The organism is Pseudomonas sp. B1(2018), from assembly GCF_003097365.1.
Lineage (GTDB): Bacteria > Pseudomonadota > Gammaproteobacteria > Pseudomonadales > Pseudomonadaceae > Aquipseudomonas > Aquipseudomonas laurylsulfatiphila.
Genome location: NZ_PYUK01000036.1, coordinates 1 through 22,513, shown reverse-complemented (window position 1 = coordinate 22,513; position 22,513 = coordinate 1). Strand labels below are relative to the sequence as shown.

At 58.3% G+C, this 22,513-nt stretch carries 17 protein-coding genes, 1 rRNA gene and 1 pseudogene; 15 read left to right on the top strand and 4 right to left on the bottom strand.

Annotation, left to right across the window (positions count from 1 at the left end; genetic code table 11):
- From rrf to C9422_RS31595, 7 genes are all read left to right on the top strand, one after another.
- A 5S ribosomal RNA gene (rrf, locus tag C9422_RS31625) occupies nt 1-97 on the top strand; the annotation flags it as partial.
- Between the two features lie 236 nt (nt 98-333).
- Entirely contained in the window at nt 334-3,783 is a 3,450-nt protein-coding gene (gene recC / locus C9422_RS31620; protein ID WP_116583385.1) for an exodeoxyribonuclease V subunit gamma, read from the top strand.
- Nucleotides 3,783-7,472, top strand: coding sequence for an exodeoxyribonuclease V subunit beta (gene recB, locus C9422_RS31615; RefSeq protein ID WP_116583384.1), 3,690 nt, complete (start codon nt 3,783-3,785; stop codon nt 7,470-7,472). Before recC ends, recB begins: the two co-directional genes overlap by 1 nt.
- Nucleotides 7,469-9,577: an exodeoxyribonuclease V subunit alpha gene (gene recD / locus C9422_RS31610; protein ID WP_116583383.1), complete on the top strand. Its 2,109-nt coding sequence runs from the start codon at nt 7,469-7,471 to the stop codon at nt 9,575-9,577. Before recB ends, recD begins: the two co-directional genes overlap by 4 nt.
- Nucleotides 9,578-9,696: 119 nt before the next feature.
- Nucleotides 9,697-10,272 carry a YfiR family protein gene (locus tag C9422_RS31605; protein WP_116583382.1) on the top strand — a complete coding sequence of 192 codons (576 nt, stop codon included), beginning with the start codon at nt 9,697-9,699 and terminating at the stop codon, nt 10,270-10,272.
- On the top strand, nt 10,269-11,537 hold the full coding sequence (locus C9422_RS31600; RefSeq protein ID WP_116583381.1) for a diguanylate cyclase domain-containing protein: 1,269 nt from the start codon (nt 10,269-10,271) through the stop codon (nt 11,535-11,537). The genes C9422_RS31605 and C9422_RS31600 overlap by 4 nt, the downstream gene beginning before the upstream one ends.
- On the top strand, nt 11,537-12,046 hold the full coding sequence (locus tag C9422_RS31595) for an OmpA family protein (protein ID WP_116583380.1): 510 nt from the start codon (nt 11,537-11,539) through the stop codon (nt 12,044-12,046). Before C9422_RS31600 ends, C9422_RS31595 begins: the two co-directional genes overlap by 1 nt.
- On the opposite strand, the pseudogene C9422_RS31590 reads toward C9422_RS31595, so the two are convergent.
- Nucleotides 12,043-12,153 (bottom strand): annotated as a pseudogene (locus C9422_RS31590) (LysR family transcriptional regulator); the annotation flags it as partial. The gene C9422_RS31595 and the pseudogene C9422_RS31590 sit on opposite strands and share 4 nt — an antisense overlap.
- 262 nt (nt 12,154-12,415) lie before the next feature.
- Here C9422_RS31590 and C9422_RS31585 point away from each other — a divergent pair.
- The 5 genes from C9422_RS31585 (at nt 12,416) to hxsC (ending at nt 16,415) form a co-directional block, all read left to right on the top strand.
- Nucleotides 12,416-12,871 (top strand): hypothetical protein, encoded by a 456-nt coding sequence (locus C9422_RS31585; RefSeq protein WP_116583379.1) that lies wholly within the window; start codon nt 12,416-12,418, stop codon nt 12,869-12,871.
- A gap of 350 nt (nt 12,872-13,221) precedes the next feature.
- Complete coding sequence (hxsA2, locus tag C9422_RS33045; protein WP_116583378.1) at nt 13,222-13,506, top strand: His-Xaa-Ser repeat protein HxsA2; 285 nt, start codon at nt 13,222-13,224, stop codon at nt 13,504-13,506.
- Complete coding sequence (gene hxsD, locus C9422_RS31575; RefSeq protein ID WP_116583377.1) at nt 13,506-13,808, top strand: His-Xaa-Ser system protein HxsD; 303 nt, start codon at nt 13,506-13,508, stop codon at nt 13,806-13,808. Before hxsA2 ends, hxsD begins: the two co-directional genes overlap by 1 nt.
- Nucleotides 13,801-15,258, top strand: coding sequence for a His-Xaa-Ser system radical SAM maturase HxsB (gene hxsB / locus C9422_RS31570; RefSeq protein WP_116583376.1), 1,458 nt, complete (start codon nt 13,801-13,803; stop codon nt 15,256-15,258). The genes hxsD and hxsB overlap by 8 nt, the downstream gene beginning before the upstream one ends.
- A complete protein-coding gene (gene hxsC, locus C9422_RS31565; RefSeq protein WP_116583387.1) occupies nt 15,252-16,415 on the top strand; it encodes a His-Xaa-Ser system radical SAM maturase HxsC in 1,164 nt (387 codons plus the stop codon). The genes hxsB and hxsC overlap by 7 nt, the downstream gene beginning before the upstream one ends.
- Before the next feature lie 256 nt (nt 16,416-16,671).
- Here the strand turns inward: hxsC and C9422_RS31560 are convergent, their stop codons facing one another.
- Nucleotides 16,672-16,956, bottom strand: coding sequence for a hypothetical protein (locus C9422_RS31560; RefSeq protein WP_256590062.1), 285 nt, complete (start codon nt 16,954-16,956; stop codon nt 16,672-16,674).
- 790 nt (nt 16,957-17,746) lie between these two features.
- Entirely contained in the window at nt 17,747-17,920 is a 174-nt protein-coding gene (locus C9422_RS32350) for a hypothetical protein (RefSeq protein WP_165824834.1), read from the bottom strand.
- A 180-nt stretch (nt 17,921-18,100) separates the two neighbouring features.
- Here C9422_RS32350 and C9422_RS31545 point away from each other — a divergent pair, with 180 nt between their 5' ends.
- Nucleotides 18,101-18,661, top strand: a complete 561-nt coding sequence (locus C9422_RS31545) for a hypothetical protein (protein WP_256590061.1) — start codon at nt 18,101-18,103, stop codon at nt 18,659-18,661.
- A 46-nt stretch (nt 18,662-18,707) separates the two neighbouring features.
- On the opposite strand, the gene C9422_RS31540 is transcribed toward C9422_RS31545, so the two are convergent.
- The gene (locus tag C9422_RS31540; RefSeq protein ID WP_104450826.1) at nt 18,708-19,655 is read right to left on the bottom strand and encodes a LysR family transcriptional regulator; all 948 of its coding nucleotides are present in this window, start codon (nt 19,653-19,655) and stop codon (nt 18,708-18,710) included.
- 150 nt (nt 19,656-19,805) lie between these two features.
- On the opposite strand from C9422_RS31540, the gene C9422_RS31535 reads away from it, so the two are divergent.
- Nucleotides 19,806-21,332, top strand: coding sequence for a CoA-acylating methylmalonate-semialdehyde dehydrogenase (locus C9422_RS31535; protein WP_116583372.1), 1,527 nt, complete (start codon nt 19,806-19,808; stop codon nt 21,330-21,332).
- A gap of 10 nt (nt 21,333-21,342) precedes the next feature.
- Entirely contained in the window at nt 21,343-22,230 is an 888-nt protein-coding gene (gene mmsB / locus C9422_RS31530; protein WP_116583371.1) for a 3-hydroxyisobutyrate dehydrogenase, read from the top strand.
- Nucleotides 22,231-22,513: the final 283 nt, after the last annotated feature.

The window sequence follows — 22,513 nt, the reverse complement described above, 5'->3', positions numbered from 1 at the left end:
TGGAACCACCTGATCCCATCCCGAACTCAGAAGTGAAACGATGCATCGCCGATGGTAGTGTGGGGTTTCCCCATGTGAGAGTAGGTCATCGTCAAGATTAAATTCCGAAACCCCAATTGCGAAAGCAATTGGGGTTTTGTTTTTGCGCCTCCATACACCTCAAACGCTGTTCCCTGTAGGAGCGAGCCTGCTCCGGGCGGCGTTCCGACGAAGAACTTCAGGGCACCGCGTTACCCCAGACAACCCGCGTCATCGTTGATGACCTTCGCGAGCGAGCTCGCTCCTACAAATGCTAAAGTCGTCCCTCGAATTTGAATTTTCCAAGGAAGCCTTATGCCGGACGCCACGTCCCTCAGTGCTGGATTCATGGTGGTTCACGGCAATCGCCTGGACGAGTTGCGCAGCCTGGTGGTCAGCTGGATGCGGCGCTACCCGCTGGCTCCCCTGGAGAATGAAATCGCGTTGGTGCAAAGCAACGGCATTGCCCAATGGCTGAAGCTGGCCTTGGCGGAAGATGCCGAAGAAGACGACATGGGCGGCTGCGGCATTGCCGCCGCCATCGACGTGCAGTTGCCCGGCAGCTTCATGTGGCAGCTCTATCGCATGGTCCTTGGACGCGATGAAATTCCGGCCAAGTCCCTGCTCGATAAAGCCCCGCTGACCTGGCGATTGATGCGCCTGCTACCGCAGTTGATCAACCAGCCACACTTCGAGCCGCTGCAACGCTTCCTGACCCATGACACCGATCTGCGCAAACGCTATCAATTGGCTGAGCGTCTGGCGGACCTGTTCGACCAGTACCAGGTCTATCGGGCTGACTGGCTAGAAGACTGGGCAGAAGGTCGACATCAGACAAGAAGCGCCAGGGGCGAGGCCAAGGCCCTGACCCCGGCCAATTGCTGGCAGGCAGAGTTATGGCGCGCACTCTTGCTGGATGTCGGAGAGCAAGGCATGGCGCAAAGCCGTGCCGGGGTCCATCAGCGATTCGTCGAGCGCATCAACAACCTCGAAACAGCTCCCCAGGGATTGCCCTCGCGAGTGATCGTTTTCGGGATTTCTTCGCTGCCTGCCCAAGCCCTGGAAGCACTGGCGGGGCTGGCACGATTCAGTCAGGTCCTGCTGTGCGTACATAACCCCTGTCGTCACCATTGGGCGGACATCGTCGCCGATAAAGACCTGTTGCGGCATCAATACAAGCGTCAGGCCCGCAAGAGCGGCATGCCGGTAGTGATCGATCCGCAAACCCTACACCAGCATGCTCACCCGCTGCTGGCTGCCTGGGGTAAACAGGGGCGGGACTACATCAACCTGCTCGACAGTTACGACGATCCCAACAGCTATCGCTCGGCATTCCGTGACGGGCGCATCGACCTGTTCAGTGACGGTCAGCCGCTGAATGTGCTCAACCAGTTGCAGGATGACATCCTCGAGTTGCGTCCCCTCAACGAGACTCGGGAGCGCTGGCCGGCCATCGATCTGCAGACGGACGAATCGATCCGTTTTCACATTGCCCACAGCGCCCAGCGAGAAGTCGAGATTCTTCACGATCAATTGCTCGCGCGCTTCAGTGCCGATCCGGCATTGCGCCCTCGGGACATCATCGTCATGGTCCCGGACATCGACAGCTACGCCCCGCACATTCGTGCCGTGTTTGGCCAGCTCGACCGTCAGGACCCGCGCTTCATTCCGTTTACGCTGGCGGACCAGGGCCAGCGTGGTCGCGATCCACTGCTGATTGCGGTCGAGCACCTGCTCAAGCTGCCTGACAGCCGATTCCCCGTCAGTGAGATTCTCGATCTGCTCGACGTCCCGGCACTGCGCGCCCGCTTTGGTGTCGAGGAGCGTGACCTGCCGACCCTGCACCGCTGGATCGAAGGGGCCGGCATTCGCTGGGGCATGAATGCCGAGCAACGCGCCGGACTCGGGCTGCCCAATGAACTGGAGCAAAACAGCTGGCGTTTTGGCTTGCGACGGATGTTGCTCGGTTATGCCGTTGGCAGCGCCGATGCCTACGAGGGTATCGAGCCCTACGACGAAATCGGTGGTCTGGACGCTGCGCTCATTGGTCCGCTGGTTGCGCTGCTGGACGCGCTGGAAGTGGCTCACCACGAACTCTCTCAGCCTGCACCGCCGCGGCAATGGGGCTTGCGCTTGCAGGCGTTGGTGCAGTTGTTCTTCCTCGCCAGCAACGAACACGATGACTATTTGCTGGCCCAGCTCGAAGAGCTTCGCGAGACCTGGCTCGAGACCTGCGAGTCCGTCGGCCTGCAGGACGAGTTGCCGCTGACGGTCGTCCGTGAAGCCTGGCTTGCAGGCCTGGACCAGGGCCGTTTGTCCCAACGCTTCCTGGCCGGTGCGGTGAACTTCTGCACCTTGATGCCCATGCGCGCTATCCCGTTCAAACTGGTCTGCCTGCTGGGCATGAATGACGGCGATTATCCGCGTGCGCAACCGCCGCTGGATTTCGATCTGATGGGCAGTGATTACCGGCCAGGCGATCGCTCCCGACGCGAAGATGACCGTTACCTGCTACTGGAAGCCTTGCTGTCGGCGCGTGATCAGCTCTACATCAGTTGGGTGGGCCGCAGCATCCGCGACAACAGCGAGAGGCCAGCATCGGTATTGATCGGCCAGTTGCGTGACCATCTGGCCAGCGGTTGGCGATTGGCACAAAGTGGCGAGGACCTGCTTGAAGCCATGACCCGGGAACACCCCTTGCAGCCTTTCAGCGCCCGCTACTTTCACGAAGGGGATGAGTCGTTCAGCTACGCCACCGAATGGCAGGTCCTTCATCAAGCGGCAGAGCAACAGGCGAGCGCCGAAGTGCTCGGGCCTCACGTTCAGGACGAACCCCTCAGCCTCGGTCAGCTGCAGGATTTCCTGCGCAATCCGGTACGGCACTTTTTCAGCCAGCGACTGAAAGTCTTCTTCGAGGCGGCTGAAGTGCCGTTGGCCGATGAAGAGCCTTTTGTCCTGGATGCGTTGCAGCGTTACAGCCTCAGCGATCGTTTGCTCGAAGCGGCGTTGGCAGATCCGGGAAATACCGCACAGGCACTGGAAGATCAGGCCAAACGCCTGCAAAACAGCGGGCTGCTGCCCATGGCCGGTTTCGGTGAGTGCCTGCAACGTGAATTGATCGAACCACTGCCCGACTTGCTGCAACGCCACCAACAGCTCCTGGCTTTGTGGCCGACACCCCTCAGTAGTGCGTTGCCGGTCAATCTTGAACTGCAAGGCCTGCACGTCGAGGGCTGGCTCAGCGGCCTGCATCAGCGCGCTGATGGTGGCTTGCTGTCTGTCACCACGATCCCCAACAGTATCGGCTCGATCAAATCGCGCAAATGGCATCGACTGACGCGCCCGTGGCTCACACATCTGGTGGCCTGTGCCAGTGGCATGGCGTTGACCACTGCACTGGTGGCCAGCGACGACAGCCTGTTGCTCGCACCGATGGACGAGTCCACGGCACGGAAAATTCTCGGCGATCTGCTGATGGCCTGGCAGTCGGGTATGCGCCAGCCTCTGCCGATCGCGGTCAAGACCGCCTTCGCGTGGCTGGGGCAAACCGACCCGGTCAAAGCCGCGGCTGCTGCGCGCAAGGCCTATGAAGGCGACGGGCAGACGACGGACGGAGAGCGACGCGAAAGTCCGGCACTCGCACGCCAATTCACCGATTACGATGCCCTGACCGCCGATGAAACCTTCCCCGACTGGTGTGATGCGCTCTATCGCCCGCTGCTTGAAGCACCCTGGCGTTCACTGTCCAGCGAGGAGTCGCGTTGATGAGTACGAAGACACCGCTGGCCCTGGCCTTCCCGCTGCGTGGCAGTCAACTGATCGAAGCCAGCGCCGGGACCGGCAAGACCTTCACCATTTCCGCGCTGTACCTGCGCCTGGTGCTGGGCAATGGTGGGGAAGGCAGCGGCTTCGGACGTGAGCTGTTGCCGCCGCAAATCCTCGTCGTGACTTTCACCGACGCTGCCACTAAAGAGTTGCGCGAACGCATTCGCACGCGACTCGCCGAGGCCGCACGCTTTTTCCGCGATGAAACGCCGGCCCCCGACAGCCTGATTGCCGAGTTGCGTGATCAGTACATGCCCGAGCAATGGCCCGGGTGCGCAAACCGTCTGGATATCGCCGCCCAATGGATGGACGAGGCAGCGGTGTCGACTATCCACAGTTGGTGCCAGCGCATGTTGCGCGAACACGCCTTCGACAGCGGCAGCCTGTTTACCCAGACCCTGGAAACCGACCACAGCGATTTGCTGGGGGAAGTCCTGCGCGATTACTGGCGGCTGTTCTGCTACCCGATGCAAGGCGATGCGCTGAATTGGGTGCGCAGCAATTGGGGCGGTCCGGCGGCGCTGCTGCCGCGGATTCGTGCGCTGTTCGCCACTGAGCGCGATTCGCTTCAAGGGAAAGAGCCCGCCGAGATCATTTCGCAATGCTTGCAAGAGCGACGGGCTGCCTTGATCGAGCTCAAGAAGCCCTGGCCGAAGTGGGCGGACGAGTTGCTTGCCATCTGTCACGAGGGCGTTGCCAGTAAGGCTGTCGACGGTCGCAAGATGCAGGCACGCTATTTCGAGCCCTGGTTCGAAAAAATCAAAGCCTGGGCCGAAGACGAATCCCTCGAGCAACTGGATATCGGCACCGGTTTCACGCGCCTGACCCCTGATGGCATGGCCGAAGCCTGGAAGGGCGAAGCGCCTCGACATCCGGGGCTCGATGCGATGGCCGGTCTCAAGGCCTGTCTCGACGGGTTGCCAACGCCCGATGCCGCCGTGCTGCAACATGCCGCCCGCTGGGTCGGGGCGCGATTCGAAGAAGAGAAACGCCGTCGTGCGGAAATGGGTTTCGACGACATGTTGCTGCGCCTTGATGCGGCCTTGCAGTCCGATGGCGGCGAGCGCCTGGCCACCCTGATTCGTGAACAGTTTCCGGTCGCCCTGATCGATGAGTTCCAGGACACCGACCCGGTGCAGTACCGGATCTTCGAGAGCATCTACCGCATTGAAGAGAACAGCCCCGAGTGCGGCCTGTTCCTGATCGGCGACCCGAAACAGGCTATCTACGCGTTTCGCGGGGCCGACATCCATACCTACCTGCGCGCCCGTCAGGCCACCACCGGCCGCCTGCACACCCTGGGCACCAACTTCCGCTCAAGCCATGGCATGGTCAACGCGGTGAACCATGTGTTCGAGCGTGCCGAAGCCCGGGAGTCGGGACGGGGCGCATTCCTCTTTCGTGAGCCGAATGGCAATAACCCGGTTCCGTTCATGCCGGTGGCCTCCCAGGGTCGCAAAGAAGTTCTGCATATCAATGATCAGGCAGTCCCGGCCTTGAACATCTGGCACTTGCCGGCCGAACAACCGTTATCCGGTGCGGTGTACCGGCAACATCTGGCGGCGGCCTGCGCCAGTGAAATCACGGCATTGCTCAATGGCGGACAGCAGGGGCAAGCGGGATTCATCCAGGACGGCAAAGCCTTCAGGGGCCTGCTGCCGGCGGACATCGCCATCCTGGTACGCGATGGCAAGGAAGCGCAGGCGGTGCGTGGCGAATTGGCTGCGCGGGGCGTGCGCAGTGTCTACCTGTCGGACAAGGACTCGGTGTTCGCCGCCCAGGAGGCGCATGACGTACTGACCTGGCTCAAGGCCTGCGCCGAACCGGATGTCGAGCGCCCGCTGCGGGCCGCGTTGGCCAGCATCACCTTGAACCTTTCGTTGACCGAGCTGGAGCGGCTGAATCAGGACGAGTTGGCCTGGGAGTCCCGGGTCATGCAGTTCCGTGGCTATCGCGAAGTCTGGCGCAAGCAGGGTGTGCTGCCGATGCTGCGTCGTTTGCTGCACGACTTCCGTCTGCCCCAGGCGTTGATCGCCCGCAGTGATGGCGAGCGGATCTTGACGAACCTCCTGCACCTGTCCGAACTGCTGCAACAGGCCGCCGCCGAACTCGACGGCGAACAAGCGCTGATCCGGCATCTGTCCGAGCATCTGGCGTTGTCCGGGCAGGCGGGCGAGGAGCAGATCCTGCGTCTGGAAAGTGATGAGCAACTGGTCAAGGTCGTGACGATCCACAAGTCCAAAGGCCTTGAATACCCCTTGGTGTTCCTGCCGTTCATCTGCTCGGCGAAGCCGGTGGACGGCAGCCGCCTGCCGTTGCACTACCACGATGAATCAGGCAATGCCCAGGTCACGTTGAAGCCGACGGCAGAATTGATTGCCCTGGCCGACGATGAGCGTCTGGCCGAGGATCTGCGCTTGCTCTATGTCGCCCTGACCCGGGCGCAACACGCCTGCTGGCTGGGGGTGGCTGACCTCAAGCGCGGCAACAACAATGGTTCGGTGCTGCATCTGTCGGCGCTGGGTTATCTGTTGGGGGGGGGGGCGCCATTGGCCGACTCCCCGGCGTTGCAGCAGTGGTTGCGCGACCTGCAACAGGACTGTCCGGCGCTGGCCTATGCCCAGATGCCTGATGCGACAACAGAGCATTACCAGCCACCGCAAAACGACGCGGCGCTGCTGGCTCCGCTGATCCCCAAACGCAAGGCCAGTGAAAACTGGTGGATCGCTTCTTACAGCGCATTGCGCATTGGCGACACCCTGAGTGTCGGCACGGACGAGGCGCCGGAGAGTCCGCAGGCGCAAAAACTGTTCGATGACGAACGTCTCGACCCGCAGGCGCCCAGGGAAGTGGTGGCCAGTGGCGGCGATATCCATCGCTTCCCGCGCGGCCCGAACCCCGGCACCTTCCTCCATGGTCTGCTCGAATGGGCGGGGGGCGAAGGGTTTTCCGCGGCACCCCAGGAGGTGATCGACGCCATTGCCCGTCGCTGCAATCGCCGAGGCTGGGAGGGCTGGATCACCACGCTGAGTGACTGGCTGCAGCATCTGCTCAAGTCGCCGTTGCAACTGGGTGCCGATCAGGCGCCGGTGATATTCGCGCAGTTGAGGCAATACCAGGTCGAGATGGAGTTCTGGTTCGCCAGCCACAAGGTCGATGTACTCAAGCTCGATGCGCTGGTGTGCCAGTACACCCATGACGGCGTGGCCCGGGTGGCCGCCGAACCGGTGCTGCTCAACGGCATGTTCAAGGGCTTCATCGACCTGACGTTCGAGCACGACGGCCGCTATTACGTCGCCGACTACAAATCCAACTGGCTTGGCGCCGATGATGCGGCCTACACCGTGGCGGCCATGGAGCAGTCGATTCTCGACAACCGCTATGACCTGCAATACGTGTTGTACCTGTTGGCCCTGCATCGCCAGCTCAAGGCGCGGCTCGCCGATTACGACTACGACCGGCATGTCGGCGGTGCGTTGTACCTGTTCCTGCGGGGCTCGCGTGCGGCCAGCCAGGGGGTGTTTTTCACCCGTCCGCCAAGAGAACTGATCGAGCGTCTGGACCGGCTGTTCCAGGGCAAGCCAGAGCCCAAGGCCGAGCCCGCCTGGGAACAGGGAGTACTGTTATGAGTCGCACCTTCACCGATTTGCTGCCGACATCGCTGGCAGTCGAAAGCCAGGCCGATCTGGCGCCGCTGAGTCGTGCCGACGACTTGCTGTTGCTGCTCACGCGCTGGGTCGAACGTGGCTGGCTGCGCGCACTGGACAAAGCCTTTGTGGCGTTTCTGCATGAGCTGGCGCCGGAGGATGATCCGTTGGTGTTGCTGGCAGCCGCGTTGACCAGCCACCAGTTGGGCCACGGGCATGTCTGCCTCGACCTGTTCGAGACGCTGAAAGAACCGGACTTCGCCCTGTCATTACCACCCGAAGGTGACGTTCAAGGCGGCGCTATGCTGTTGCCGTCGCAATTGCTCGGATCGCTGGACGGTGCTCATTGGTGCAAGGTGCTGGCCGCCAGCAACCTGGTCGCCCTGGCCGCTGACAGCCGTGACAACGTGCGTGACCGACCTTTGGTGTTATCGGGCAAACGCTTGTACCTGCGCCGCTATTGGGCCTACGAGCGGCGGATCGACCTTTCGTTGCGCGAGCGCCTGACGGAGCACGAGTCCACACCGAACGACCTGCTCCAGCGCCTCACCGGTTTGTTTGGGCCTGCCCGGCCGGGTGAAGTGATCGACTGGCAGAAGCTCGCCTGCGCCCTGGCAACGCGCAGCGCCTTCAGCATCGTGACGGGGGGGCCGGGAACCGGCAAGACCACCACTGTCGTGCGCTTGCTGGCGTTGCTCCAGGCGCCGGCGGTCGAGGCCGGCATGCCTTTGCGCATTCGCCTCGCCGCACCGACCGGCAAGGCCGCGGCGCGTCTGACAGAGTCCATCAGCCAGCAAGTCCGGACCTTGAAGGTCAGCGAAGCCATACGCGAGAAAATCCCGTCCGATGTCACCACCGTTCATCGTCTGCTGGGCAGCCGGCCCGGGACACGACATTTCCTGCACCACGCGGGCAATCGCCTGCCGCTGGATGTACTGGTGGTGGACGAGGCCTCGATGATCGACCTGGAAATGATGGCCAATCTGCTCGACGCCTTGCCGGCCCATGCGCGCCTCGTGCTGTTGGGGGACAAGGACCAGCTGGCTTCGGTAGAAGCCGGTGCGGTACTGGGGGATCTGTGTCGCGACGCGGAGGCTGGCTGGTACAGCCCGCAGACACGCCAGTGGCTGGAAGCCGTCAGTGGCGAAAGCCTGCAGGCCGGCGGACTGCAGGAGGATACCCAGGGCACTCATCCACTGGCCCAACAGGTGGTGATGTTGCGCCATTCCCGGCGATTCGGTGAGGGCAGCGGTATTGGTCAGCTCGCTCGTTGGGTCAACCAGCAGCAACCGGAAGAAGCACGCAAGTTGTTGTCCGCGCGAAGCCATGACGATGTGTATGGCTTGTCCCTCAAAGGGGAGCAGGACCGGACCCTGGAGCGTTTGCTGCTCGAAGGCCATGGTGAGGGTCCGCAGGGTTATCGGCATTACCTGGCCTTGCTGCGCAAACAGCGACCGCCACTCGACAGCCCGCTGGAAGATTCACGCTGGACCGACTGGGCCCGGGAAGTGTTGCAAGCCTTCGATGCGTTCCAGCTGTTATGTGCCGTGCGCAAGGGGCCGTGGGGTGTAGAGGGCTTGAACCAGCGAGTGACGGACGCCTTGCTCAGGGCACGCCTGATCGACAGCGACCAGCAGTGGTACGAAGGTCGCCCCGTGCTTATGACCCGCAACGATTACGGGCTGGGTTTGATGAATGGCGATATTGGCATCGCTCTCAAGCTCCCGGAGCAGGAAGGCCACGAGGGGGGAAGGCAGGTTCTGCGCGTGGCATTCCCACGCAATGACGGCCAGGGCGGCGTGCAATTTGTCCTGCCAAGCCGCCTGAATGATGTCGAAACCGTGTACGCCATGACCGTGCATAAATCCCAGGGCTCGGAGTTCGCGCACACCGCGTTGATTCTTCCTGACGCCTTGAATCCGGTCCTCACCAAGGAATTGATCTACACCGGGATAACCCGGGCCAAGGACTGGTTCACCCTGATCGAATCGCGCGCAGGCGTGTTCGAGGAGGCGGTGAAACGCAGGGTCAAGCGCTTGAGCGGGCTGATGCTGGAGCTAAAGGACGGCAGCGAGCCGGCAGACTGAAAGGTCCGTGAGCGATTGTAGGAAATTGTCCGAAGCAGCGTAGTACGTGGCCTCGCTGGCATTTCCTCGCTGTGCTATCGTTGCGGCATCATTTTGCTCCGGTCCAAGAGTATCCCTGCATGAAGGTGGCTGTCAGGACGACAGAGCGCGTCGTTGGCTGTAAGAAAGCGCTGCTTGCCATCCTTCTTTGTCTGCTGGCCAGCGTCGTTTTCGCTCAATCGCAGCCCCCGGTGGGCATGGCGGACCAACGCGCCAAAGCGGTTACCCAGGTGGTCCTCGGAATCCTCAGCTACGCCCGCTGGCCCGTTGAGCCTTTGCTGCTGCGCCTGTGCTTGGTCGGCCCTACCGAATACACCGACGACCTGGTCAAAGGCACGACCCAGGCGACCGGTCGACCTGTTGCCGTGCGACGCTTGTTGGCCGACAACCCTTCGATTGTCAGTGACTGCGATGCTGTTTACATCGGCAAGCTCACTGGCGAAGAACGCAGCCGATTGTTTGCCGCGTTGATCGGGCATCCGGTATTGAGCATTAGCGAGAGTGACGAGCAGTGCGCGGTCGGCAGCCTGTTTTGCTTACGGGTCAGCGACGAGCAGGTGTCGTTCGAGGTCAATCTCGACTCCGTCGCTCGCAGCGGTGTACGCATCCATCCGAGCGTGCTGCAACTCTCGCGCCGCAAGCCGGCGGCGCCATGAAGCTACTGACTCCGGGCAGTCGCCCGACTCTGCATTCGGTCATCGGTCGCGGCAACTTGCTCGTCGCGCTGGTGGGCGTCGCCATGGCCAGTGTTTCGCTGACGTTGCTCGGCGTGCTGGCTTTGCGTGTGTACGCCGATCACAACCTGCACCTGATCGCGCGCTCGATCACCTACACCGTGGAAGCCGCGGTGGTGTTCAACGATAAACCCGCTGCTACCGAGGCGCTGGCGTTGATTGCGTCCATCGAAGAAGTGGCTGATGCCCAGGTGTTCGACCGGCAGGGAGAGTTGCTTGCCCGTTGGCAGCGACCGGAAACGGGATGGGTCTCCGATCTCGAATTGCACCTCGCCAAAGCGTTTCTCGAAGAACCGATGAGCATGCCGATCCTCCATCAAGGGCGGGAAGTCGGCAGCATCCGGCTCACCGGTCATGGCGCCAGCCTGATGCGCTTTTTGCTCAGTGGCCTGGTGGGCATCCTCTTGTGCACGGCCGTCAGTGCCTGGGTTGCGCTCTTTCTGGCGCGCCGACAACTTCGCGGGATCATCAAGCCCCTGCGCAACCTCGCCACCGTCGCCCACGCCGCGCGCAGTGAACGGGCCTTCGACAAGCGCGTGCCGCCCGCCGACATTGCCGAGCTCGATGATTTCGGCAACGACTTCAATGCCCTGCTCGATGAGCTCGAAGCCTGGCAATCGCACCTGCAAAGCGAAAACGAATCCCTGGCGCACCAGGCCAGTCACGACAGCCTCACCGGATTGCCCAACCGGGCGTTTTTCGAAGGTCGCCTGATGCGCGCGCTGCGCAACGCCGACAAGCTCGGCGAGCGAGTGGCGGTGTTGTTTCTCGACAGCGATCGCTTCAAGGAGATCAACGACAGTTTCGGCCATGCGGCGGGGGATGCGGTGTTGGTGGCCGTGGCCAACCGGGTTCGCGCGCAACTGCGGGAAGGTGACCTGGTGGCACGCTTGGGTGGCGATGAGTTTGCCGTGCTGCTGACACCGCTGCACAAGACCGCAGACGCCGAACGAATTGCCGACAAGATCCTGGCCAGCATGGACATGCCGATTCCATTGCCGGGCAGTACCCAGGTATTGACCTCACTCAGTATCGGCGTCGCGGTGTACCCGGATCATGGCGCAACGCCGGGTGCCCTGCTCAACGCCGCCGATAGTGCGATGTACCAGGCCAAGCGCCTGTCCCGAGGCGCACAGTACACGGCAGGGTCGGAGCACCCTGCCGCCGATGTTCAAAACAGGAGCTGATGTCCGTGTTCACTTTCAACCCGCGTTCCCTGCGTTTTTTCACCATGACTTTGCTCGTGGCCTTGCTGAGCCTGACCGGTTGCCAGACCGCCCCGCCAAAAGGCCTGACCCCGGCGCAGATCGCCGTGCTGAAACAGCAGGGTTTCGAGCTGACCGACGATGGCTGGGCCTTCGGTTTGTCCGGCAAGGTGTTGTTCGGCAGCGACGATGACAGCCTGAACAAACAAAGCACCGAGATCGTCGAGCGTATCGGCAAGGCACTGCTCGGAGTGGGGATCGAACGAGTGCGGGTCGATGGCCACACCGACGCATCGGGCAAAGAGGCCTACAACGAGCAACTGTCCGTGCGCCGGGCGAAAAGCGTTGCCAGGGTGCTCAACACGGTCGGCATGCAACCGGAAAATATCCAGTTGCGTGGCTTGGGCAGCAGCGTACCGGTGGCCACTAACACCACCTCCAGTGGCCGCACGGAGAATCGCCGGGTCGCCATCGTCGTCAGCTCCGACTAATCGGCAAACAGCATCTCCCGGCTTTCCCCCATCAACAGTCCCTGATTCTGCTCAGTGACCTGGCGGATGTAATCCCACAACAGGGTGATCCGGAGTTCCCGTTGAAGTCATTGCTGAGATGCTGGGCGGGTGTTTGGTGAGCGTCTTTGAGATTGCTGAATCTTTAAGTTCTACTGGGATCGATCAACTATGATCATTATGTCGAACGAGCACTGAACAGAACGAGGGAGGATGTGTAGCGCTGAATGTATCGCTCATTTCACCCTGATGTTGCCCAGCATTTTTGCTGAATAAAGCTTAGAGCCCTATTGTTAGTTCAGTATTGGGCGATAACCATTCACAAACGACAAATATACAGAGGAATGTGACATGAAAGTCTTGGCAGGGATTGTTGGTGGGTTGGTTTTGGCACTGCTTGTAATGACCGTATTTGGCATTAGCAATGCCGCATCGCCAGAGAGTGCCGGTGGCGGTGGTGCCATCGCTTTCTTCATCGCGTGGATAATAGGGTTGGTGGTTGCTATAACAGCTCCGCGAGCAGGTAAAGCGTGGCGCCGTCTGTTAATCACCTCCGGCGTAGTTTCGTTCATGCTGCCATTAGCAGGGATCGTTTTTACAGGCAGTCATATTGTCAAAAACGTCAATCCGAGCACTGGGCATTCTGGTGCCGAGGCAGCAGGCGCCCTCATCGGTGGAACGTTAGTGAGTGGTTTTCTTGGTTTCGTAGGTTTTTTCTTAGGGGTGATTTTCTGCATTGTCGGATTACTGGTCGGCAGAGATAAGCAGATTGTGTATGTCCAAGCCACTCCACCGGGGAATCATTAAGCAATCATCGCAGCGCGCTTCCATGTGAAACCTGATTTCTTCACTGGCTCCTTGGAGTTCCTGAGCGAACGTAGGAGCCTGCTGTAGATGCCAAAACTTAAGGCTGAAGATTCGTTTCGCTTACCAAAGTCCGCTTTGGTTAAAAACCTCACTGTTGCCACCACGCCACATGAGGATCAATCCAGTAACCAGCATCACCAGTAACCCGATTCACTTCAACGGGTACGCTGGCCCCTCGTTTGTCCGATTGATGGGGAGTAAAATGCCACTAGTCAATTTCACATTGACATCATGGATGTGCGTCAGCGAGACTCGGCGCAAAACCCCAAAAGCGATAGGGATATTCTGTGATGAAAAAACGCTCCTTTCTCGTACCGATGGCCACTCTCGCTGCTGCTGTAGCTACCGAACAAGCTTCAGCGATAGCCACCCATGAAGTTATTGAGCCCACCACAGACACTACGAACACATTTCAAGCTGAAGCCCCAAGCGAAATCCTTTCGGCTCGTAGTGGCAAAGATTTATTCGCATTTGTTCTGAAACGTGGGGACCAAGGGCAGATGATGGCTTACCACACCTCCCACAGTTCCCATGCTTCGCACTCCTCGCATTCCTCTCACACCTCGGGCTCCTAATGGCCTTTTCAAATAAGCTCACTTTTGATGAGCGGCTTTACGACGTGCAGGTTTTGCAGAAAGCCGCATATCGTTCGATGAATTCCCTGACGGTTGATATTGCAGCCGATGGGGGGCAGTTTATCTGCGCTTTGTCCTCGAACATCGGCGTTGACGAGTCGTCCTTTCTATCTGCCGTTCAAGAATTCAAGAAGGATGTGCTCGACTACCAACTGCGCCACCAACTGAGCACTGAGACGCAGCCGATCAAAAACCTGATTCTTGGACTAGCCTTCTCAAAAACCGGTCTGATTAGTGAGTAAATTCCAAAAGCTTGAGTTCTACGCGCAGCAACGTCCTTATGAGTTGCTGCCCTTTAAGTTTGACCGTCTGAATGACGACGAGTACGTCATCACCAATATGGCGGGTGAGTTTCACGTCATACCAGTGGCAATGCTTGAGCCGATTATTAGCAAGACGCTTCCACTTTCATCAGAGCTGATCCCTACACTCCGGTCCAAGCAATTCATTCGCTTCGCCAATGAGCAGGCACCACTTCAGCTTCTTGCACTCAAGATCCGTACACGATTGTCCAGACTGGCTCAGTTCACCAATCTGCATATCTTTGTGGTGACTCTTCGCTGCGACCATAGCTGCCCGTATTGCCAAGTATCGAGGCAGTCGGAGAGCAAAGGCGAATTCGACATGACCACGGAGATGGCAAACAAGTCTTTGGATTTCGTTTTTAAGTCTCCGAATCCAGCCATCAAAATTGAGTTTCAGGGTGGAGAGCCGCTGCTGAATTTCGAAATGGTGAAGTACGTTGTTCTTGAGGCAAAAAAACGTAATCTGCGGGAAGGTCGTGACCTGCAGTTCGTCATTGCGACCACGCTATCGCTCCTGAACGATGACGTGCTCGACTTCTGTAAGCAGCACAACATCGTGCTTTCGTCTTCGCTCGATGGGCCAATGGATCTGCATAATGCAAATCGCCCACGGCCTGGCCGAGATAGTCATCAGCGTTTCGAGGAGGGCTTGAAAAAAGCCCGTGCAACCCTTGGCTATGACCAAGTTTCAGCCCTGATGACAACTACAGATAAGAGTCTGCCACGCGCACGTGACATCATTGATGAATACTTGCGCTTGGGCTTTGATGGCATCTTCTTACGTACACTCTCCCCTTATGGCTTTGCGATCAAGACCAAGAAGTTCATGTCATATGACACAGAGCGCTGGCTGGAGTTTTACAAGGAAGGTCTGGAGTACATCATTGAACTGAACAAGTCCGGCATACGTTTTGTAGAGCAGTACTCCTCGATTGTCCTGACGAAGATGCTGACATCAGGGGACCCTGGGTTTGTTGATTTGATGAACCCTGCCGGTGCTGGCATCGCAGCCATCGTGTTCAATTACGACGGATCGGTCTACGCCTCAGATGAAAGCCGAATGCTTGCTGAAATGGGTGATCATACGTTCCGACTGGGCAACATTCTTGAGCATTCCTATGAGGAAATCATCCTATCTGATCAGCTTCTGGATGCACTGGAGAGCTCGTTCACCCTAAGCGCTCCAATGTGCTCTGACTGTGCATTTGAGCCTTACTGCGGCGCCGAGCCCGTCTACCATCACGCCATCCACAAGGATGTGGTTGCAAGAAAACCTGAATCCTCTTTCTGCAAGCGAAATATGTCGATTTTCAAGCATCTCATTGAGCTGATGGAAAGCGATGAGCAAACGAAACGGATTTTTATGGGATGGGCCAATCGATGCTGAAGCTCGGCGGAAAGATAATCCGTATCCACGCGGTTGATATTCACAAGGACCTCACCTTACTCAAAGTGGCGACCAGCCGTAATCTGCCTGAAGTTTTGCGACGAGAAATGGCTTATCTGGTTTCAGATCACCAGATCCCCCAAGGATTCGCACACTACCTTCTTCTTGAGAAGCATCGTGAGTTGGTTGAGGTGCTGCCTTCCAACTCTGATTACTCACTCCTACAGAATGACTACAGCTACATCGGTGATGGTGACATAGTCAGGCTTTCAGCTGATCGTCAGACTATTCGCGTACTGTTTCGAGCATCGTCGCCGATCAACAGTATTCTGGTCACTGAACAGTGCAATCATTACTGTCTAATGTGCTCACAACCGCCTAAGGTTGCTGATGATTCGTGGTTGCTCGATGAGATTGAAAATTTGATCCCTCTGATTCCAAAGGGCACTCAAGAATTGGTCTTTACCGGCGGCGAGCCGACAACCAACCGTGAGCGTTTTCTTAAGATCATCGGTCTGACGAAAAGCTATCTGCCAAGAACCGCCATCCACATTCTCTCGAACGGACGGAGCTTCAAAGACCCAGCGTTTGCAGAAAAGTATGCGCAGATTGAATTGCCCGACGCGATGATTGGAATCCCTGTCTATTCAGACGACCCAACACTGCATGACTACATCGTCCAGGCCCAAGGCGCATTCGATGAAACCATTCAGGGCATTCTCAATCTGAAGCGCCTGGGCCAAAAGGTTGAGATCCGAGTCGTCATTCACAAGCTAACGGTGCAGCGCCTGCCCGAATTGTGTGAGTTCATCGCACGCAACCTTCTGTTTGTTGACCATGTTGCGCTGATGGGGCTTGAGATGATGGGCTTCACCAGAGCCAATCTTGAAGAGCTGTGGATCGACCCAGTCGAGTACAAAGACACGCTCAGCAAATCGGTTGGTATTCTGGCCAAGTACGGCATGAAGATCTCGGTCTATAACCATCAGCTATGTTTGGTGAACCCAGATATCCAACCCTACTACCGCAGATCAATCAGCGACTGGAAAAATGAGTACGCACCTGAGTGCCTGAGTTGTACAAAACAGCGAGAGTGCGGGGGGTTTTTCTCGTCAGGTGTTAAATTCGGTTACAGCAAGCATCTAAAGCCATTCTGAGATTGGCTTAAAAACTATAAGTTGAATCGCTTGCAAAACTCCGCCATGGTTTCAACAATCAGCTGTCATCGGTAGAGTTTGAAAAGCATTACGCAATGAGTTTGCAAGCTGTTTAGAAACCCGGGGCGATTCAGTAGTCGCCTTAGGCATAAATCATCTTGCTGGAGGCGTTCTCGTTAGTACGCGTGTCAGATCGCTCAAAATGTTCTGACTTGGCACAACCATTAGCTATACCTCCCAGCCGTCACCAACTCACTTACTCATCATCATCATCATCATCATCATCATCATCGTCATCGTCCGATGAGATAGCTCCGCTGCCACCTTGGACGAACGACTGACACCCTTCGTTGAAGGACTGAGATGGGGTGCTGCAGGAGTCCTCATCGTAAATCCCTTTCTCTTCGGCCCAGTCATACCCTGCCTGATGCCCTGAGCAGTCATCTGTACATTCATAGTCGTCAAACGTATCAGCGGAAGCAGTTATGCTTCCTAGCATCGACCCAAGCAAAATAGCTGCACAAAACATCTTCATCGTCATTCTCGCAATGCGGTGCAAAACCCATTAAAGCAACACCAAAACTACTGGCCGTCACGAGGTTTAGTGCCGTATTTCCCAGTGTACGGATTCAAATTCCCCTTCGTACTATAGTTATTGTTTTTGGTGGAGTCTGGATTTGTAGCATGGGAAGGCCGGACGTACGTTCCATTGCTTCGCGTATACCCACTAATGGTGTGATCAGAACGGTTCCCGTAAGAATAACTAGATTTATACGAAGAATTCCCGCCGTAACTATTGCCACGAGCGAATGCATTTCCTGAAAGCAATACGACTGCTGCCATAACGGCCAAAACCAACGCCTTTTTCATACAGTATCTTTTCTTAGAATGATGATATCTCAATGATATCATCTCTAAGAGCTTACGTGACAAAGGCTCTCTGGAAGACACTGAGGTAACGCACAACGGGGCATAGACCTGTGGATAGGGCTGTATCTCACTTGCACGAATCAAGTGACGAAGATCGCCACCTACCGGAAGGCAGCGGATGGCTGCACCAGCCGGGCTAGCTACCGAATAGCTGGGCTTGCCGCGTGGATTGCAGGAGGAGTTTATAGATGGGGAGACTGCCAGCCTTTCAATTGGCGACAGCGCCTTATCAATTCATGACAGTCCGTGACCTCTGATCTGGGATTACACATTGCGTTTCTTGAGTCAGTTTTTGCGTGGTAGATACGCTCCTCTCCGGACGTACCGATCTGTCGTCAATGGCGTTCCAAGTTGCGTGCTAACCGCTGTTACGAAGCATAGGCAAAGGCCTACTGACCTCCTCACGATGCTGCTACCTGACTCCTTGAAAATTCCTGATCGGCAGACAACATCTCCCGGCTTTCGTCCATCAGCAGGCCATGATTCTGTTCGGTGACTGCGCGGATGTAATCCCACAAGAAGGTGATCCGCTTGAGCTTGCACGGATCCTCCCGGCAGAACATCCAGAACTGCAAGTAGCTCAGGTCAACACAATGAATGCAGGGGCCATTCCATTCACACATTCGCGCTCGAAGGACTGAACCAGAGAATTTCCAAGCACCGTATCAGGTGTCGAGCTAACTGTTCGGGTTGGTGGCGTAGTGCTACTATCGGCGATCTCTTTGGTACTTTTTGCAATTAAAAGGACTTTTCGAATGACCTACCTTCGCTTGCTTTTAGCTTCAGCCCTGATTGCTCTTTGCACTGGCTGTGCCTCGCCTGCTCAAATTTCCGGCATGTCAGTAACGGCTGATCAGGCCAAGGCAAACACCTATGACTCTCAGCTGCGAAACAATGTGCGGCTTTCCGAGGTGAATGGTGGAGATAAAACCAACCCACTGTGGACTTCCGAAATCGACGCCCCCGACTTTGGCGCTGCACTCAAGCAATCGCTCGTCAATGCTGATTTGCTTGGCGACGAGTCAGCCCCTTTTGCTCTGCGTGCCAACCTGCTGCGCGTTGACCAGCCTATATTCGGGCTGGATTTTGAAGTGATCAGTGAAGTTGAATACACCTTGATAGAGTCAGGCACTAACAAGGTCATCCTGCGTGAAATCATCCGGACCCCTTTCACCGCAGGCATGGGCGATTCGGTTATAGGAATCAAGCGACTACGCTTGGCCAATGAGGGATCCGCTCGGGTAAACATCATTGCGATGCTCAAGCGCCTCAGTGATCTGAAAATCGAAGCCAAACAGGTTTCGTTAAAGAACTGAGGCAGTAAGGTCGTACCAGTGGCCTTTGAGGATCTGACAAAAATCCCTAATCGGCAAACAACATCTCCCGGCTTTCGCCCATCAGCAGGCCCTGATTCTGCTCGGTGACCTGGCGGATGTAATCCCACAACAGGGTGATCCGCTTGAGCTTCCTCAGGTCCTCGCGGCAGTACATCCAGAACTGTCGGGTGATGTTGATTTCCTGCGGCAACACCGGCAGCAGGCGCGGGTCTTGAGTGGCGAGGAAGCACGGCAGGATCGCCAGTGAGCGCCCCTGCTGCGCTGCCACGAACTGCGCGATCACGCTGGTGCTGCGCAGGTTGGCGCTGGCGCCGGGCAGTACATTGGCCAGGTACAACAGCTCCGAGCTGAACGCCAGGTCGTCGACGTAACTGATAAACGAATGTTTCGCCAGGTCTGCCGGGCGGCGGATGGCCGGGTGGTTGTCGAGATAATCCTGGGTCGCATATAGCTGCAACCGGTAGTCGCACAGTTTGCAGCAGACGTACGGGCCATGCTCCGGACGCTCCAGGGCGATGACGATGTCGGCCTCGCGCTTGGACAGGCTGATGAAGTGCGGCAGCGGCAGGATGTCCACCGAGATCGCCGGGTAGGTGTCGACGAAGTGGCTCAGCTGCGGTGTGATGAAAAAGCTGCCGAAACCTTCGGTGCAGCCCATGCGCACATGACCGGACAGCGCCACGCCGGACCCGGAAACCTGCTCGCACGCCATGTGCAAGGTGCTTTCGATCGATTCGGCATACCCCATCAACCGCTGGCCTTCGGCAGTCAGGACAAAGCCGTTGGTCCGGGACTTCTCGAACAGCAAGGTGCCCAGCGCCGTTTCCAGCGAACTGATGCGCCGCGACACCGTGGTGTAGTCCACCGCCAGGCGCTTGGCCGCGGTGCTGGCCTTGCGGGTGCGGGCGACCTCGAGGAAAAACTTGAGGTCATCCCAGTTCAACGAGCCGAGGGAGGTGATGTTTTTTTGCATGTTGGACCGGTTTTTATGTGCGTTCTTATCAGAAGTTTGCACATCTATACTCCAAAAACAGTCCGAGAACCAATTCGCGACAAACAGCTCATCTCAGGGCGACCCTTTCGCCCTGGCTCCCAAGATAACAACAAGGATCCGGAGACCCACATGAACGTATCGCTCACGCCTAACGAAACCACCGTGCAAAAGGTCAAACTGTTGATCGACGGCGAGTGGGTCGAGTCCAAATCCACCGAATGGCACGACATCGTCAACCCGGCGACCCAGCAAGTGCTGGCCAAAGTTCCGTTTGCCACCGCCGAAGAAGTCGATGCCGCCATCAGCGCCGCTCATCGCGCGTTCCAGACCTGGAAGCTGACCCCCATCGGCGCGCGGATGCGCATCATGCTCAAGCTCCAGGCGCTGATTCGCGAGCACTCCAAGCGCATCGCCGCAGTCCTGAGCGCCGAGCAGGGCAAGACCATTGCCGACGCCGAAGGCGATATTTTCCGTGGCCTGGAAGTGGTCGAGCACGCCTGCTCCATCGGCAGCCTGCAAATGGGTGAATTCGCTGAAAACGTCGCCGGTGGCGTCGACACCTACACCCTGCGTCAGCCGATCGGCGTGTGCGCGGGCATTACCCCGTTCAACTTCCCGGCGATGATTCCGCTGTGGATGTTCCCGATGGCCATCGCCTGCGGTAACACCTTCGTGCTCAAGCCGTCGGAACAGGACCCGATGTCGACCATGCTGCTGGTGGAGCTGGCGATCGAGGCGGGCATTCCGGCCGGCGTGCTCAACGTCGTACATGGCGGCAAGGATGTGGTGGACGGGCTCTGCACCCACAAGGACATCAAGGCGGTTTCCTTCGTCGGTTCGACCGCCGTCGGTACTCATGTCTATGACCTGGCCGGTAAACACGGCAAGCGCGTGCAATCGATGATGGGCGCAAAGAACCACGCCGTGGTGCTGCCGGACGCCAATCGCGAACAAGCGCTGAATGCGCTGGTGGGTGCCGGCTTCGGTGCTGCCGGTCAACGTTGCATGGCCACTTCTGTGGTGGTGCTGGTGGGTGCGGCCAAGCAATGGCTGCCGGACCTCAAGGCGCTGGCGCAGAAGCTCAAGGTCAATGCCGGCAGCGAGCCGGGCACCGATGTCGGTCCGGTGATTTCGAAAAAGGCCAAGGCGCGGATTCTCGACCTGATCGAAAGCGGCATCAAGGAAGGCGCAAAACTGGAGCTGGACGGTCGCGAGATCTCGGTTCCGGGTTACGAGAAGGGTAACTTTGTCGGCCCGACCCTGTTTTCCGGCGTGACCCCCGACATGCAGATCTACACCCAGGAAATCTTCGGCCCGGTGCTAGTGGTGCTGGAAGTCGCCACCCTCGACGAGGCTATCGCCCTGGTCAATGCCAACCCGTTCGGCAACGGCACGGGCCTGTTCACCCAGAGCGGTGCGGCCGCACGTAAATTCCAGAGCGAGATCGATGTCGGCCAGGTCGGCATCAACATCCCGATCCCGGTGCCGGTCCCGTTCTTCAGCTTCACCGGTTCGCGCGGCTCCAAGCTCGGCGACCTCGGTCCGTACGGCAAGCAAGTGGTGCAGTTCTACACTCAGACCAAGACCGTCACCAGTCGCTGGTTCGATGACAACAGCGTCAACGACGGTGTGAACACCACGATCAACTTGCGATAAGGAGCCGGACATGAAAATCGCTTTTATCGGTCTGGGCAACATGGGCGCGCCGATGGCGCGCAACCTGATCAAGGCCGGCCATGCACTGCGCCTGGTGGACCTGAACAAGGCTGTGCTGGCGGAGCTGGAACAGTTGGGCGGCAGTATCAGTGCATCGGCCCGTGAAGCGGCGGAGGGCGCCGAACTGGTGATCACCATGCTGCCTGCCGCGGTGCATGTGCGCAGTGTGTGGCTGGGTGAAGACGGCGTGCTCGCCGGTATCGGTAAAGGCGTACCGGCCGTCGATTGCAGCACCATCGATCCGCAGACCGCGCGGGACGTGGCCGCCGCCGCTGCCAAACAGGGCGTGACCATGGCCGATGCGCCGGTCTCTGGCGGTACCGGTGGTGCAGCCGCCGGCACCCTGACCTTCATGGTCGGCGCCACGCCTGAATTGTTCGCCACCCTGCAGCCGGTACTGGCGCAGATGGGCCGCAACATCGTCCATTGTGGTGAGGTCGGCACCGGGCAAATCGCTAAAATCTGCAACAACCTGCTGCTGGGGATTTCCATGGTTGGCGTCAGCGAAGCCATGGCCCTGGGTGATGCGCTGGGCATCGACACCAAGGTGTTGGCGGGCATCATCAACAGCTCCACCGGGCGTTGCTGGAGTTCGGAGATGTACAACCCGTGGCCGGGCATTGTCGAAACAGCACCGGCGTCGCGCGGCTACACCGGTGGCTTCGGGGCCGAACTGATGCTCAAGGATCTGGGGCTGGCCACTGAAGCGGCGCGTCAGGCGCACCAGCCGGTGGTGCTTGGTGCTGTGGCCCAGCAGTTGTATCAGGCGATGAGTTTGCGTGGGGAAGGTGGGAATGACTTCTCGGCGATCATCAATAGCTATCGCAAGCCGCAATAGCAAAAACTGTGGGAGCGAGCTTGCTCGCGATGAGGTCGTTACAGTCGACATTGATGGTGACTGACCCACCGCTATCGCGAGCAAGCTCGCTCCCACAGGGTACGGCGCTTACCTAAAGACTTTTGACCGGGAGATCACGTCGGGTGATCCCCCGGTTTAATGAGATGGTCAGCCTGACCGAGAAGCCCTGCAGGTTTACGCTTGCAGGGCTTTTCTCGTTTTCGGCCGGAGGATCTCTCATGAACACGATGACGCTTCTCGGTATCGACATCGGCAAACACAG